17 protein-coding genes are annotated in these 13,868 nt (G+C 63.5%); 12 read left to right on the top strand and 5 right to left on the bottom strand.

The window, feature by feature from the left end; translation table 11 throughout:
* Positions 1-477 precede the first annotated feature (477 nt).
* The gene (locus ACP15D_RS09435; protein ID WP_424957266.1) at positions 478-678 is read right to left on the bottom strand and encodes a YgaP family membrane protein; all 201 of its coding nucleotides are present in this window, start codon (positions 676-678) and stop codon (positions 478-480) included.
* 145 nt (positions 679-823) lie between these two features.
* On the opposite strand from ACP15D_RS09435, the gene ACP15D_RS09440 reads away from it, so the two are divergent.
* Positions 824-1,165: a c-type cytochrome gene (locus ACP15D_RS09440; RefSeq protein WP_424957267.1), complete on the top strand. Its 342-nt coding sequence runs from the start codon at positions 824-826 to the stop codon at positions 1,163-1,165.
* A gap of 45 nt (positions 1,166-1,210) precedes the next feature.
* Here the strand turns inward: ACP15D_RS09440 and ACP15D_RS09445 are convergent, their stop codons facing one another.
* The 3 genes from ACP15D_RS09445 to ACP15D_RS09455 all read right to left on the bottom strand — a co-directional run bounded on the left by ACP15D_RS09445 (position 1,211) and on the right by ACP15D_RS09455 (position 4,041).
* Complete coding sequence (locus ACP15D_RS09445) at positions 1,211-1,828, bottom strand: hypothetical protein (protein WP_424957268.1); 618 nt, start codon at positions 1,826-1,828, stop codon at positions 1,211-1,213.
* A 100-nt stretch (positions 1,829-1,928) separates the two neighbouring features.
* Positions 1,929-2,564, bottom strand: coding sequence for a hypothetical protein (locus tag ACP15D_RS09450; protein ID WP_424957269.1), 636 nt, complete (start codon positions 2,562-2,564; stop codon positions 1,929-1,931).
* A 202-nt stretch (positions 2,565-2,766) separates the two neighbouring features.
* Positions 2,767-4,041: an MgtC/SapB family protein gene (locus ACP15D_RS09455; protein WP_424957270.1), complete on the bottom strand. Its 1,275-nt coding sequence runs from the start codon at positions 4,039-4,041 to the stop codon at positions 2,767-2,769.
* 158 nt (positions 4,042-4,199) lie between these two features.
* Here ACP15D_RS09455 and ACP15D_RS09460 point away from each other — a divergent pair, with 158 nt between their 5' ends.
* The 9 genes from ACP15D_RS09460 (at position 4,200) to ACP15D_RS09500 (ending at position 11,198) form a co-directional block, all read left to right on the top strand.
* On the top strand, positions 4,200-4,343 hold the full coding sequence (locus ACP15D_RS09460) for an aa3-type cytochrome c oxidase subunit IV (RefSeq protein ID WP_424957271.1): 144 nt from the start codon (positions 4,200-4,202) through the stop codon (positions 4,341-4,343).
* A 92-nt stretch (positions 4,344-4,435) separates the two neighbouring features.
* The gene (locus tag ACP15D_RS09465; RefSeq protein WP_424957272.1) at positions 4,436-5,572 is read left to right on the top strand and encodes a Re/Si-specific NAD(P)(+) transhydrogenase subunit alpha; all 1,137 of its coding nucleotides are present in this window, start codon (positions 4,436-4,438) and stop codon (positions 5,570-5,572) included.
* Positions 5,572-5,985 (top strand): proton-translocating transhydrogenase family protein, encoded by a 414-nt coding sequence (locus ACP15D_RS09470; protein ID WP_424957273.1) that lies wholly within the window; start codon positions 5,572-5,574, stop codon positions 5,983-5,985. Before ACP15D_RS09465 ends, ACP15D_RS09470 begins: the two co-directional genes overlap by 1 nt.
* Positions 5,986-6,022: 37 nt before the next feature.
* Positions 6,023-7,426: an NAD(P)(+) transhydrogenase (Re/Si-specific) subunit beta gene (locus tag ACP15D_RS09475; RefSeq protein WP_424959208.1), complete on the top strand. Its 1,404-nt coding sequence runs from the start codon at positions 6,023-6,025 to the stop codon at positions 7,424-7,426.
* Between the two features lie 122 nt (positions 7,427-7,548).
* Positions 7,549-8,313, top strand: a complete 765-nt coding sequence (locus tag ACP15D_RS09480; protein WP_424957274.1) for a haloacid dehalogenase type II — start codon at positions 7,549-7,551, stop codon at positions 8,311-8,313.
* 71 nt (positions 8,314-8,384) lie between these two features.
* On the top strand, positions 8,385-8,654 hold the full coding sequence (locus tag ACP15D_RS09485) for a MoaD/ThiS family protein (protein WP_424957275.1): 270 nt from the start codon (positions 8,385-8,387) through the stop codon (positions 8,652-8,654).
* A 37-nt stretch (positions 8,655-8,691) separates the two neighbouring features.
* On the top strand, positions 8,692-9,795 hold the full coding sequence (locus tag ACP15D_RS09490; RefSeq protein WP_424957276.1) for a WD40/YVTN/BNR-like repeat-containing protein: 1,104 nt from the start codon (positions 8,692-8,694) through the stop codon (positions 9,793-9,795).
* A 42-nt stretch (positions 9,796-9,837) separates the two neighbouring features.
* Positions 9,838-10,734, top strand: coding sequence for a S1 family peptidase (locus ACP15D_RS09495; RefSeq protein ID WP_424957277.1), 897 nt, complete (start codon positions 9,838-9,840; stop codon positions 10,732-10,734).
* A gap of 122 nt (positions 10,735-10,856) precedes the next feature.
* Entirely contained in the window at positions 10,857-11,198 is a 342-nt protein-coding gene (locus ACP15D_RS09500; RefSeq protein ID WP_424957278.1) for a hypothetical protein, read from the top strand.
* On the opposite strand, the gene ACP15D_RS09505 is transcribed toward ACP15D_RS09500, so the two are convergent.
* Positions 11,185-12,069, bottom strand: a complete 885-nt coding sequence (locus ACP15D_RS09505; protein WP_424957279.1) for a hypothetical protein — start codon at positions 12,067-12,069, stop codon at positions 11,185-11,187. The genes ACP15D_RS09500 and ACP15D_RS09505 overlap by 14 nt on opposite strands.
* Before the next feature lie 215 nt (positions 12,070-12,284).
* Here ACP15D_RS09505 and ACP15D_RS09510 point away from each other — a divergent pair, with 215 nt between their 5' ends.
* Positions 12,285-12,482 carry a CsbD family protein gene (locus ACP15D_RS09510; protein ID WP_424957280.1) on the top strand — a complete coding sequence of 66 codons (198 nt, stop codon included), beginning with the start codon at positions 12,285-12,287 and terminating at the stop codon, positions 12,480-12,482.
* A gap of 187 nt (positions 12,483-12,669) precedes the next feature.
* On the top strand, positions 12,670-13,788 hold the full coding sequence (gene ald, locus ACP15D_RS09515) for an alanine dehydrogenase (RefSeq protein ID WP_424957281.1): 1,119 nt from the start codon (positions 12,670-12,672) through the stop codon (positions 13,786-13,788).
* The last annotated feature ends 80 nt before the right edge of the window (positions 13,789-13,868 follow it).

Below are 13,868 nucleotides of genomic sequence, written 5' to 3' on the forward strand. Positions count from 1 at the left end.
CAGCTGCAGCCGTCCCGATCCGCAAATCTCCTTGGGCGTTGCGAATGACAAGCAGCGCCATTGCATAAACGCCAAGGAGATTGAACGTGATTGTATCTTTGAAAATTTCTCGACTGACTGCCTTTGTCGCGACCGCTTTTGTGGCGGCAGGTGTCCTGTTGGCCCCGTCCGCTCAAGCGGGCGCATCGCAGGAAGCAACGCGACAGGGAACCTTTCAAACACTGAAGCCGTCCGTCAGCCCGGTTGCAGCCAAGCTCAAGACGCCGGGCAAGGGCCTTCGCCGCGACTGCAATGGCCAGACGTCGGACCAATGTTGCGAGGGGCTGTCATTCTGCGGCTGCCTATATATGCCGGGCTCTGACAACACACACCCGACGGCTTGCTTCTCGCGCCCGCCGCCGAAGGGCTGAACTCGCAGCCCACAATGCGCGCAGGCGATCCTCTTGGATCGCCTGTCGCTTATTGCAGCTCTTCGCCTCAGGCTTTGCTGCATGTATTGATGCCCAGCAGCGAGTAGACCGGACAACGGCCGAAGACCCCGGTGATCAGGGGCACGACACCGATCCATCCCCAGATCGACTGATACTCAGGGCCATAAAGACCGAGCGCCACACCTAAGAGCAGCAATCCGGCGATGATCCGCACAGCTCGATCAAGGCCGCCTTCGTTGATTGCCATTGCACCATCTCCAATCGCTACTTGACCTTCGCAGCATTATCCTACGGTGATCACTACGCGCCGTTGTGATCTGCATCAACGCGCAGTCACCGCGAACCGCAAATCTTCGGCGGCTTCTTGCTGCAAACCAGACGGAGATAGTTCAATGCTGCCGACCCGGGCGCTGACGGTGACGGCGGTGCTGGCCCTATTGGTTGCGTCGCTACAGCCAGCTTGGGCGGACGTGGGCGATGCCGCGAAGGGCGAGACCCTTGCCCGCACGCTTTGTGCCGACTGTCATCTCAACCCCGCGCAGGGTGAAAAGCAGGGGCCGATGGGCGTTCCTGGCTTTGTCGCGGTTGCCAACCGGCCGCTGCAGACGGCGGAAGGCGTGGTCGAATGGCTGGAGTCGATCCCGCCAATGATGCCCAACCACCACCTCACGCAGGACGAGATGTACGACCTCGCCGCCTTCATCATGTCGCTGCGCAAAGAGCCTACGAATTGATCGCCGCCTAGCCAACCACCCCGGCGTGTGCGCCGTTCCGACGTGTCACAGACCAGCCAACGTGCATGCCGCCGGACTCCTCGTGGCCAAACTGATCCCCTTAGCTTCACGTCGCAGCCGGCAAATGCGCGCCAGCTCCGCCTGTGGCAAGGGCGGATGACTGATTGTCATCGGGCGATCGATCAAGCGCGCCGCAAGATCCTTATTGAGCGAGGACCTCGGATCACTCGACAGCGCCGCCACGTGCGAGACATAGACATAACGGGCCGGCTGCATGAACGAGGGCTGATCGGCGATAACCTCGATTATGATGAGCTTTCCGAGGTTGACGACTTCACCCGCGGCCACGCTGAACGTCGCAAACCCCTTCGGATCGCTGGATAAGATTTTCAGCGTCCCGCTCTTGTCCGGACGACTGCACGACGCCTCGACCACCTTGTAGGTTCCCGGAGCAATTTGGGCCGAGCCTGTAACCTCCGCACTGGGATCCAGGATGGTTCTAGTCCCGAGCTTGACGCTCGATACGGTCTTTCCACTCACCGTGCGTGGCGTCTTGTTGTCCGGGGTGCGTAGCGCGACCGACATGCAGGACATCTCCTGATTGCGATCGATGACAGCCGTCATCACGATGACGGCATCGCCGCTCTGCCCGAGCGCGTCCATGTTGAGGTCGTCAGATACGTGACTGGTGCACCCGGCAAGCACCGTAGCCAACGCGACGGCAAGGCCCGCGGCAGCCGACCAGATCCAGCGCCTCGAACGCTCACCAGAGTCCAATCTGCGCCCTCTCGATCCTATAGGCTTGGCCAGGCGACGTTACCGTCATCAAGCGCGTAACGAGGGAGGACGAAAGCGCCGGAGCTTCGGCTCGCAACTGCTGCATCGCGTCTGGCGCGATGTCGGCGACCGATATCCTCGCCGCGTCAGCCAGATAGTCGGTCGGCTCCAGGTTGAGCTTCCCGACGTTCACGGCCTCTCCAGCCGAAACCGTGAACTTGGCGAGCGATTGCCTGGGATTGCCCAAGACAACTGAGCCGTCATGCTCGCCAACTCCCATCATGTACTTCATGTCGCCGACGGATTGGCAGGCCACGTAACCGATATGGTACGTCCCCGCGGGCAGAGAAACTTGACGCGGCTTCAATGCGGCGGAGGCAGCCATGCCGCCCACCATAAGCGTCTTGTAAAGCTGGAAACGTCCGGGCGCGGCCTCGGTCGCCAAAGCGACGTTGCCAGTCCTGCAGGGCAAACCACCGTAGCTGATCTGCAAGAACGCGGCACCTTCGTTGGCGCTCTTGAGCGCGCTCAGCGATTTGCTGTCGTCAATGCCTGGCGCACAAGCAGCAACCGCGCTCGCGCATATAACGACCACGCAGCACCAGAGTATTTTGCGGAGCATCGGGCGGGCTCATCCATGCAATCATCGCCGTCTACTCCACCAATCAGAAGCTGTACAACGTCGCATTCTACGTTACCGGCAGAACCGTCCGCATTTCTCGCTTCGTGTGTCCCTGGCGCTATCGTGTAGGCGCAGGGTGAAAAGCAGGGCCCCATGGGCGCTACTGGATTTTTTTGCCGACCGGCCGAGACAAGCGGTGGGCTCACCACGCCATGGACACCCAGAAACCTGCCCCGATTGCGACCAGCGTTGCTGCAAGCGCTGGTCCAAGCAGCCTGCCGAAGCGCAACCCGCCCGCGCTGATCCCAAGCCCCACTTTCGAAATCGAGTTGACGCCAACCGCGATGAGAATGGCGGTTGCCGCGCTCGTTGCCGAAAGACTTTGTGGAGCAAGGCGCGCCATCGACATGCTGATCGCGTCGACATCGAGGATGCCGGAGACTGCCGCCAGCGCATATGCACCGATCGCCCCCGCCCAAACGGCAATGCCATTCGCCAGCGCCATGATCACTGCCAGCAGCGCGCCGTACTGCAGCACCGACACGAGATCGAACGGATTCTTGAGGTTGAGGGACGCCGCCTCCTCCTTATCCGCTCCCGCGCGCCACGCGGAGAGAGCCGCAAACCCAGCCTGCACCAGCGCCCCCAGAGCCAGGGGCAGCGCCAGCTTTGCCAGCAGCCCGGCGTTGACCACCGCAACGACAGCCGCCACGCGGACCATCATCATCGCCCCCGACACCATCGTCGCGGCGGCAAACATCTCGCGATGCGTCGGATATTGCCGCGCCATCTGCGCCATGTTCACGGTCACCGCCGTTGACGAGACGAGACCGCCGGCAACACCCGACAACAGCGCGCCCAGCTCCGGCCCGGCAATACGGATGGCAAGGTAGCCCGCGAACGAAAGCGTCGCGATGAAAATCGTCAGCAGCCACACTTCGCGAGGGTTGACCGGGAACCACGGCGTCACCACTCGGTCCGGCAGCAGCGGTAGCATGATTACCGTCATCGCCAGCAGGACCAGCCCCGAGCGCAACTCCTCCCATGTCAGCTTGGCGAGCGAAGCATGCAGCCATTGCTTGAGGGCCAGCAGCAGCGCCGTGGCAACGCCCGCCGCAGCGGCAAGGCCAGGATCGCTGAGCACCGCGAGCGCTCCAAGGGCAAACGCCAGCATCGCGGCAACCACCGTCGTTGCCCCGAACGTGCCCTCGTGCACCATTTCGCGATAGCGAAATGCAGCGATGACGCCCGTGAAGCAGACGAATGCCAGTGCCAGCGCGACGGTCCCCCACGCACCGGCCCCGTAGACCAGCGCGCCCCACACGCCCCCGAGCAGCCCCGACAGCGTTAGGGTGCGCAGGCCGGCCGCCCGCTCCCCCTCGGGCTCGGCGCGTTGCTTCCAGCCCCGCTCGATGCCGATGATGAGGCCAATGGCGAGGGCGACTGCCAGACGTTGGAAAAGCTGGTAAGGGTCCATGATGAACGCGTCCGCCTTGCGTATCAGCAGACTAGCACCGCCCCCACTAACAACCCGTACGATGGGACAGGTTTACTAGGCCCTTCGGGTGCTTGATAGGCGGCGCCCACTGAGGTACCAAGTCAAATACAAAGAATACGCATTGGGGAGAGAAAACTGTGGCGATCGATCTGAGCGGCGGTAATCCCAACATGGATTACGGGCAGGCTGAGCACACCTATAAGCAGTTCCTGCTGTTCGCAAAGGTGGGAGTTGTTTCCCTGGTAGTCCTGCTGGCCGGCATGGCCTTCTTCCTCACCTAAGAAATTCGCGCCGCGCGCTGCAGTGCTCGGCGCCAATTCATTCTGGCGCTTCGCACCGGCGGCGAGAGAAACCCCTCTCGATCGGACGATGCATGGTCACCATTGCGGTTACGGCCGAACCGGCGGATGAGCCGCGCGTTGCGGTCTCCCCTGAGACGGTCAAGAAGCTCGCGGCCCTCGGCGCCACTGTGAAAGTGGAATCCGGGGCAGGTTCGCGCTCACGCTTCTCTGACGAAACGCTCCGCGCCGCCGGCGCCGAGATTGCGGCCACGGCTGCCGAGGCCTTGCAGGGCGCCGACATCCTGCTCAGCGTGCGCCGGCCCGCGGAAGTGGACGTCGCCGCGCTGAAGCCCGGCGCTCTCGTCATCGCGATGCTCGATCCCTACGGCGACAAGGCCGCCTTGGCCAACCTCGCGGCATCGAAAGCATCGCTCTTCTCCATGGAATTCATGCCGCGCATTACGCGCGCGCAGTCGATGGACGTCCTCTCGAGCCAGGCCAACCTCGCCGGCTACAAGGCTGTCGTCGATGCTGCGGCCATGTTCCAGCAGGCCATGCCTATGATGATGACGGCGGCGGGCACGGTTCCCGCCGCAAAAGTGTTCATCATGGGCGCCGGCGTCGCCGGCCTGCAGGCCATCGCCACCGCCCGCCGTCTCGGCGCTCAGGTCTCTGCCACCGACGTTCGCCCTGCCGCCAAGGAGCAGGTCGCCTCGCTCGGTGCCAAGTTCATCGCGGTCGAGGATGACGAGTTCAAGCAGGCGCAGACCGCCGCAGGCTACGCCAAGCCGATGTCGGCGGAATACCAGGCCAAGCAGGCAGAGCTCGTCGCCAACCACATCAAGAACCAGGACATCGTCGTCACCACGGCGCTGATCCCCGGCCGCCCGGCGCCGCGCCTCATCACGCGCGCCATGGTCGAGAGCATGAAGCCCGGATCAATCATCGTCGACCTCGCTGCCGAGCGCGGTGGCAACTGCGAGCTGACCACGCCCGGCGAGATCGTCGACCACGGCGGCGTGCGCATCTACGGCCCGCTCAACCTCGCCGGTGACCTCGCAATCAATGCATCCAGCCTCTACGCCAAGAACCTCTATGCCTTCCTCGAGACGCTGATCGACAAGAAGGAAAAGACGCTGGCCATCAATTGGGACGACGAGATCGTCAAGGGCACGCTTCTCGCCCGCGACGGTGCCCTCGTTCACCCCAGCCTGCAGGGAGCGGCCTGATGCGAACCCCGTTGCTCAAACTCGCGCTCCTTGCCGGCATGACGGCAGCGGGCGTCGCCCCGGCCTTCGCGGCCGGCGGCATCGGCGGCACGGTCGACCCGATCGTGCACGAGCTGATGGTGTTCGTAATGGCGATCTTCGTCGGCTACTACGTCGTCTGGAGCGTCACGCCCGCGCTGCACACCCCGCTCATGTCCGTCACCAACGCCATCTCCTCGGTGATCGTCGTCGGCGCATTGCTGGCCGTCGCGGTCGAGCACGGCGCGGTCGACGGCTTCCTCTCGGGCGACACCCTTGCTTCCAAGACGTTCGGTGTCCTCGCTCTGATCATGGCCGCGATCAACATCTTCGGCGGCTTCCTCGTCACCCAGCGCATGCTCGCCATGTACAAGAAGAAGGGCGACAAGAAGTGATGACGCTCCACAGCGCCCACGGGGATCGCGTGCCATGCTGACACCCAACCTCACCGCCATTCTCTATCTCGTCTCCGGCGTGCTGTTCATCCTCGCACTGCGCGGATTGTCGAGCCCCGCCACCTCGCGCCAGGGCAACTACTTCGGCATGCTCGGCATGCTGATCGCCATGGCGACGACGCTGGCCGTTGCCAGCCCGCAGACGACGCTCACATGGATCCTGCTCGCCATCGGCATCGGCGTCGGTGGCACGATCGGCGCCGTCACCGCCCGCCGCATCGCCATGACCTCGATGCCCGAGCTGGTCGCCGCCTTCCACTCGCTCGTCGGCCTCGCCGCCGTGTTCGTCGCCGCGGCTGCCCTCTACGCACCCGACGCCTTCGGCATCGGCGAAGCCGGCAACATTCACTTTGCCTCGCTAATCGAGATGTCGCTCGGCGTCGCCATCGGCGCAATCACCTTCACCGGCTCGGTCATCGCCTTCTTGAAGCTGTCGGCGCGCATGTCCGGCAAGCCCATCATCCTGCCCGCGCGCCACCTCATCAATATCGCCCTGTTCGCCGGGCTCATTTACCTGATCTACCTGTTCTGCCAGTCGGGCGGCGATCCCACCCTGTTCTGGGCTATCACCTTCGTGTCGATGCTGTTCGGCGTGCTGATCATCATCCCCATCGGCGGCGCCGACATGCCCGTCGTCGTGTCGATGCTGAACTCCTATTCCGGCTGGGCCGCCGCCGGCATCGGCTTCACGCTGTCGAACATCGCTCTCATCATCACCGGCGCACTCGTCGGCTCTTCCGGCGCGATCCTGTCCTACATCATGTGCAAGGGCATGAACCGCTCCTTCATCTCCGTCATCCTCGGCGGCTTCGGCGGCGAGACCGCTGGCCCTGCAGGGGGTGGCGAGCAGAAGCCGGTGAAGCTCGGCTCTGCCGAGGACGCGGCCTACGTGATGAAGAACGCCTCCAAAGTGATCATCGTGCCCGGCTACGGCATGGCCGTCGCCCAGGCGCAGCATGCGTTGCGCGAGATGGGCGACCAGCTCAAGAAAGCCGGCGTCGAGGTGAAGTATGCCATCCATCCCGTCGCCGGTCGCATGCCCGGCCACATGAACGTCCTGCTCGCCGAGGCCAACGTCCCCTACGACGAGGTCTTCGAGCTGGAAGACATCAACTCGGAGATGCCGCAGGCCGACGTCGTCTACGTCATCGGCGCCAACGACGTCGTCAATCCAGCCGCTGAGACCGACAAGACCTCGCCGATCTACGGCATGCCGGTGCTGCAGGCGTGGAAGGCCGGCACGGTGCTGTTCAACAAGCGCTCGCTCGCCTCCGGTTATGCCGGCATCGACAATCCGCTGTTCTACAACGACAACACGGTGATGGTGCTCGGCGACGCCAAGAAGATGACCGAAGAGATCGTCAAGGCTCTCGCCCACTAAGCAGACGCGCACGTCGCGTTGCCGGCCGATCGGCAGCACGCGCGAAACATGTCGACGGGGTTAAACGAATTGCACAGTGGGAGGCTAGCGCCCCCGCTGGCAATAACCCCGGAGGCAACCTTATGCGTATCGCGACGCCCCTGCTGCTCGTCGCAGCAGCCCTCTTCGCGCTCACCATCAAGAGTGAGGCAGCCCCGCGCTTCAAAGCAGTCGCCTTCGACTACTTCGTCCTCTTCAACGCCAACTCCGTCATCCCCAAGGTCGAGAAGGAATTCCCCGGCAAGGGTCTGGCATTCACACAGGCCTGGCGCGCCCGCCAGTTCGACTATGGCTTCCTGCGCTCCATCACCAATCGTCAGATCGATTTCTTCAAGGTCACCGAGGACGCGCTCGTCTACACCGCCGAGGCCATGAAGCTGCCGTTGCCGCCCGACGTTCGTGCGCGCCTGCTCGACGCCTATCTCACGCTCGATCCCTGGCCCGACACGGTCGACGCGTTGAAGAAGCTCAAGGCCGCCGGCGTGCGCATCATCACCATCGCCAACTTCTCTCCGCTGATGCTCCGCTCCAACGCCGATCGCGCCGGCATCACCGACCTTTTCGACGAGTTGCTGTCGACCGAGGTCAACCACAGCTACAAACCCGAACCCAGCGCCTACGCCCTCGGAATGGAGCGGCTTGGCCTGGAGAAGAACGAGATTGCCTTCGCCGCGTTCGGCGGCTGGGACGCGTTCGGCGCCAAGAGCTTCGGCTATCCAACCTACTGGGTGAACCGCTTCAATCTTCCGGGCGAGCAGCTCGGCCTCCCGCCCGACGGCACCTCGAACGACATGGCTGGGCTGTTACGCTTCGTGCTCGGCGATGCTCCAGGCGAGGACAAGCATTAGCGTCTGGACAAGCCGCCGCAATGCCCCCATCCTTCCGGTCGTTTGATTACAGACGATCCAATTGCAAGGGCATGGCGCGCGTTTCCTTCACAACAACATTGCAGCGGCACATCGCCTGCCCGTCCATTGACGTGGCCGCTGCGACGGTGCGCGAGGCACTCGATGCCGCCTTCGCTGGAAATGCTCGCGCTCGCACCTATGTGCTCGATGACCAATCCGCACTGCGCAAGCACATGGTGATTTTCATCGACGGCAAGCGCATCGAGGACCGCGTGAACCTCTCCGATCCCGTTCTCGAAAACGGAGAGATTTTCGTATTGCAGGCCCTGTCGGGCGGCTAGCTCGGCGCATTGAGGCAAAGCCACCCGAAGAGGCAGCATGTCCGACCGCATCTACGTCGCAACGCGCAAAGGTCTTTTCACGCTCACTCGCCAAGACGGTGCCTGGAAAATCGCCGGCACGGACTTCCTCGCCGACAACGTGTCGATGATGCTCGCCGATCCGCGCGACGGCAGTCTCTATGCCGCGCTTGATCACGGGCACTTCGGCGTCAAGCTCCACCGCAGGTCAGGTGACGGCGCGTGGGAAGAGTGCGCCACTCCCACATATCCCGAAAAGCCCGAAGACGAGGACGACAAGGACATGTGGGGCAAACCAATCCCCTGGTCCACCGTGCGCGTCTGGGCGCTGGAAGCCGGCGGCACCGATCAACCCGGCGTTCTTTGGTGCGGCACCATTCCTGGCGGGCTGTTCCGTTCAACAGATCACGGTGCGAACTGGCAGCTTGTCCGTTCATTGTGGGACGACCCAAAACGTAAGAAGTGGTTCGGCGGCGGCGCCGACCTCCCCGGCATTCATTCCATTTGCATCGATCCGCGCGATTCAAAACGCGTTCAGATCGGCGTCTCTTGCGGTGGCGTATGGAGTTCGCTCGATGGCGGCGACAGTTGGGACTGCTCGGGCGAAGGCATGCGCGCCGCGTACATGCCCCCCGACCAGCAATTCGACCCAAACATCCAGGATCCGCACCGCCTCGTGCAATGCCGCGAAAAGCCCGAACGCCTCTGGGTTCAGCATCACAACGGCATCTTCCGCTCCGACGACGGCGGCGCCCGCTGGGAGGAAATCACCGAGGCCGGCCCATCCGTATTCGGGTTCGCCGTCGCCGTGCACCCTAACGACCCGGACAAAGCCTGGTTTGTCCCGGCCATAAAGGACGAAAAGCGCATCCCCGTCTCCGGCGAGATCGTCGTGACACGCACCCGCGACGGCGGCCGCAGCTTCGAGACGTTGCGCAACGGACTGCCACAAGAGCACGCCTACGATCTCGTCTACCGCCACGCGCTCGATATCGACACCACCGGCAACCGCCTGTCGTTCGGCAGCACCACGGGAAACCTCTGGGTCACCGAGGACCAGGGCGACACCTGGCACTGCGCAGCTCAGCACCTGCCGCCGATTTATGGCGTGCGTTTCGCCTAAACCGCAGGCACCCCACGCTCTCGCTGGACGAGCGTTACCCGAATGCTCCATATCGAAGGGCCGACGGGTCAATCGATCGAGGGGCTAGGCTTGCACACTTCGGAACGCGCAAAGCGCCTCTGTAGCCACCTTCTTGCGCTTGGCTTCGCCGCGCTGATCTCGCTGCCGTCCGCGGCCGATGAAGGCTTCTTCGTCGGCAAGCAACCCGCCGCCGTGCGCGCCGCGTGGAACTCGGTCTATGCTTTCGTCTGCGAGGGCCGCGGCGGCCGCTACGTCGCCAGCGCCTTCCTCGTCGGCAAGCGCGAGAACGGCAAGCGCACCGACTTCTACTTCATCACCGCGGGCCACGCCGTCGACGATTGTCGGCAGCCGAACCGCTACCTCACCGCCGACATCAACCAGCCGCGCTTTGAGTCCGACGGCATCACGCGCGCGGCCCGTTCCGCCCGCCTCGGTGACGTTCGCCCCGTCCAGGTCGACGACGCCTATGACATCGCCGTCGTCAAAGTAACGGCCCCCACCAGGACGCCGATGGGTGCGCCTTTGCGGATCGGCGACAGCTGCAACGACGCTTTGCGCCAGGAGGTCTACGCCATCGGCTTTCCCGGCGTCACACAGCGCAAATCACTGAAGGGCATGAGCGAGACGAAGCGCTGGAGCCGCGGCAAATTCGTCGGCCTCGGCCGCGCCGAATTCCGCGGTGCGCCCTACACCTACATTGCCTCTACCGTCGATTCCCTGCCCGGCAGTTCCGGCGGCCCCGTGATCGATGAGAAAGGCAATTTGATCGGTGTCATCGCCAAGGGTGCCGCGGCCCCCGAAAATGGCTTTCGTTATGATGTCGACCCGAAGAACCCTGGCGACTGGCAGACATTTCTCGTTCCCTGCCAGGCAGCGCTGCGAATTCTTCAACAAAGCGGGCTATCGTCCGCCGGCTAAACACCCTTCGCATGGCTCGGTTGCTCTGGTCTGCTTCACAACGACACCGAACCTTGCAAAGGCTTCACCAACACCGCTAGCTTATGTGCTACGCCCAACCCGCAACGATATATTCTGACGCCATGATCAAGCTTCGCCTGAGTTTGCTCGTCGCCACCGCCGCTGCTACGCCGGTGCTGGCCGAACCGGTTACGTCGACCTCGCCGTCACCCATCACGACGCCGTCGCTGACCGATCCCCTACTCAATTCACCCTCGGCCAATCCGCTGCTGACCGACCCCGGCAGCCGTAAGGGCACGCGCAATTACAAGGCCGGCGCGGAAGCCGTGATCCCCGAGACCGAGTCGAAGGGGCTGAGCAACAAAGAGAAGATCGCCCAGTGCATGGATACCTGGGACACTGGCACGCACATCACCAAGAGCAAGTGGCGCGAGATATGCCAGCGTCAGCTCAACGAGCGCTGACATCAGACCGCGGATGCACGCCGCTACTCGTCTTCTTGTCATCCCCTCCGGGCGAACAGCGCTCCATCGGCAGCGCTGTCGTCAACCAGCCGTCCTTCGACACTGTGACGACATAGCGCCGACACCCCTGCACTGCCGCCCCCTTCACGAAATGCACGCGAAATAGCGCCTGTTCCGGCTTGCGCTGGCGCGGCCATACGAACTCCGCTCCATTCGCGGTCTTCGCAATTGCCGTGTCGATGGCATACGCCGCATTTCGATAGTCCGCCGCCGTCAGCCGCGCCAGCAACGCACGCGAAAGATCGGGGTGCAGCCCCGCCGCCATCGCCCGTCGCTGATAGGGATCTTTCGGATCGACCTGCGGCGGTGGCAGCGGCTGCGGATCGCCTTCTTCCTCCGGCGCAGCTTCATCGATCGATGCCGTTTCAACCGGTGCCGCATCGGGCGGCACGGGCGCATCGACGGCGATCGTCGCATGCGGCTCGATCGTCGGCACCATGGGCGCGGCACCGGATTCAGCAGGCGGTGGCGAGGCAGCCGTACCCGCCGGCGCAGTCGCAGCGAGATTGGCTTCCGCCATCCCCGACTGGCGGCCATCGAGCATGTGCATGAGCAGCGCCGCGCGCTCACCCACCTGCGCGAGCCAATCGCCAGGTGCATTGACCACAGCCCATCCGCCGCCAAACAGTACCAGCAGCACCAGGCTCGCGCTCAGCATGCTGCTGCCACGCTTGCGCGGCGGGTAGATCGGCTCCCCGGCGTCGAGCGGCCCCAGCGTGTTTTCGGGTCGCTCTCGCACAAAGTCGAAGCTGTAGCGTTCGGGTGAATGCGCCTCATGGCGCCGCGCGGGAACCGACATGAATACCCCCATGATATCTCAAGAGATATCGTTCCCGCTCACCCCCATAACCGGACCCAGAGTTCGGCGAAATGATGACTGGCTGAAATACCCGCCGCGCGCACAAGCACAAATTGCTTCAATTGCCGCCCGATCCCTACGTCACTTGTTCAGGCATGGCTGCAGACTATCCCGCCGCCGGCGAACGCTTCGCGTTCCAGACCGGCGATAAACCAGGGAGATGAGCGATGAATTGGGATCGCGTTGAAGGCAACTGGAAGCAGTTCTCGGGCAAGGTTCGTCAGCAGTGGGGCAAGCTCACTGACGATGACCTGGCACAGGTCAACGGCAACCGCGAGCAACTCGAAGGCTTGATCCAATCGCGCTACGGCTTCGCCAAGGACCAGGTGAAGAAGGCCGTCGACAACTGGCTCAAAACGCACTGAGACATTCAACATCGAACGAAAATAGCGCGGCCCCGCCGCGCTATTTTTTTCGCTTACCCTTCAACCTGCTGACAACCAAGAGCTGTATTTCGCAACTGCAAGGTTGGGGAGAGGCGATAATCGCCGGTTGGCCGGCTGCGTGCGCCCCAATAGGCTGAGGCCGGCAATCCAATAGAGGGCTCACAGAATGCGCATCGGCGTGCCGAAGGAAATCAAGGTCCACGAGTACCGCGTCGGCCTTGTCCCCGCGTCGGTGCGCGAGCTCGTCGCTCACGGGCACGAGGTGTTCGTCCAATCGGGCGCAGCCGAGCGCATAGACATCACCGACGACCATTACCGCCGTGCGGGCGCCACCATCCTGCCGGACGCAGCCGAAGTGTTCGCCGCCGCCGACCTGATCGTGAAGGTAAAGGAGCCGCAGGCCGTCGAGCGCGCAATGCTGCGCCCCGGACAGACGCTCTTCACTTACCTGCACCTCGCACCCGACCCTGAGCAGGCGAAAGACCTGATGCGCTCCGGCGTCATAGCCATTGCCTACGAGACGGTGACCGGCGTGCGCGGGGGGCTGCCGCTGCTCTCACCTATGAGCGAGATTGCCGGGCGGATGTCGATCCAAGCGGGCGCGCATTGCCTGGAGATGGAGCAGGGCGGCCGCGGCATGTTGCTCGGCGGCTCGGCGGGTGTCGCCCCCGCGAACGTGGTCGTTATTGGTGGCGGCGTTGCCGGCGTCAACGCGGTGCGCATGGCCATCGGTCTCGAGGCTGCGGTGACGTGCATCGACGTCAACATCGAGCGCCTCTACGCGCTCGACCAGCAGTTCGCTGCCTCGCTCAACACCATCTTCTCAACGCGTCAAGCGATCGAGGACTACGTGCTGCAGGCCGATCTCGTCATCGGCGCGGTGCTCGTGCCCGGCGCCGCCGCACCCAAGCTCATCACCAAAGAACTGGTGAAAGAGATGAAGCGCGGCTCCGTCATCGTCGATATCTCCATCGACCAGGGTGGCTTCTCCGAAACATCGCATCCGACGACGCACGCCAACCCGAGCTATGTCGTTGACGGCGTCGTGCATTATTGCGTGGCGAACATGCCAGGCGCCGTCGCGCGCACATCGACATTCGCACTCAACAACGCGACCCTGCCCTTCGTGCTCGAACTCGCCAACAAGGGGACGCTCGCCGCCCTGCGCACCGACCCGCATCTACTCGCTGGCCTCAACGTGTTCGGTGGGCAGATCACCTACCCCGCGGTCGCCGCGGCGTTGGGCCTGCCCTATGTCGATCCGGTGCGCGCGCTGGCCGCTTGAACAGGCGCTGGCGGGGACACCGCCGACGCGTTACCCGTCAGCCATCCCTGAGTTGCATCTCCGATTGATAGAAATCTTCG

It is taken from the genome of Hyphomicrobium sp. 1Nfss2.1 (assembly GCF_965243865.1).
Classification (GTDB): domain Bacteria; phylum Pseudomonadota; class Alphaproteobacteria; order Rhizobiales; family Hyphomicrobiaceae; genus Hyphomicrobium_A.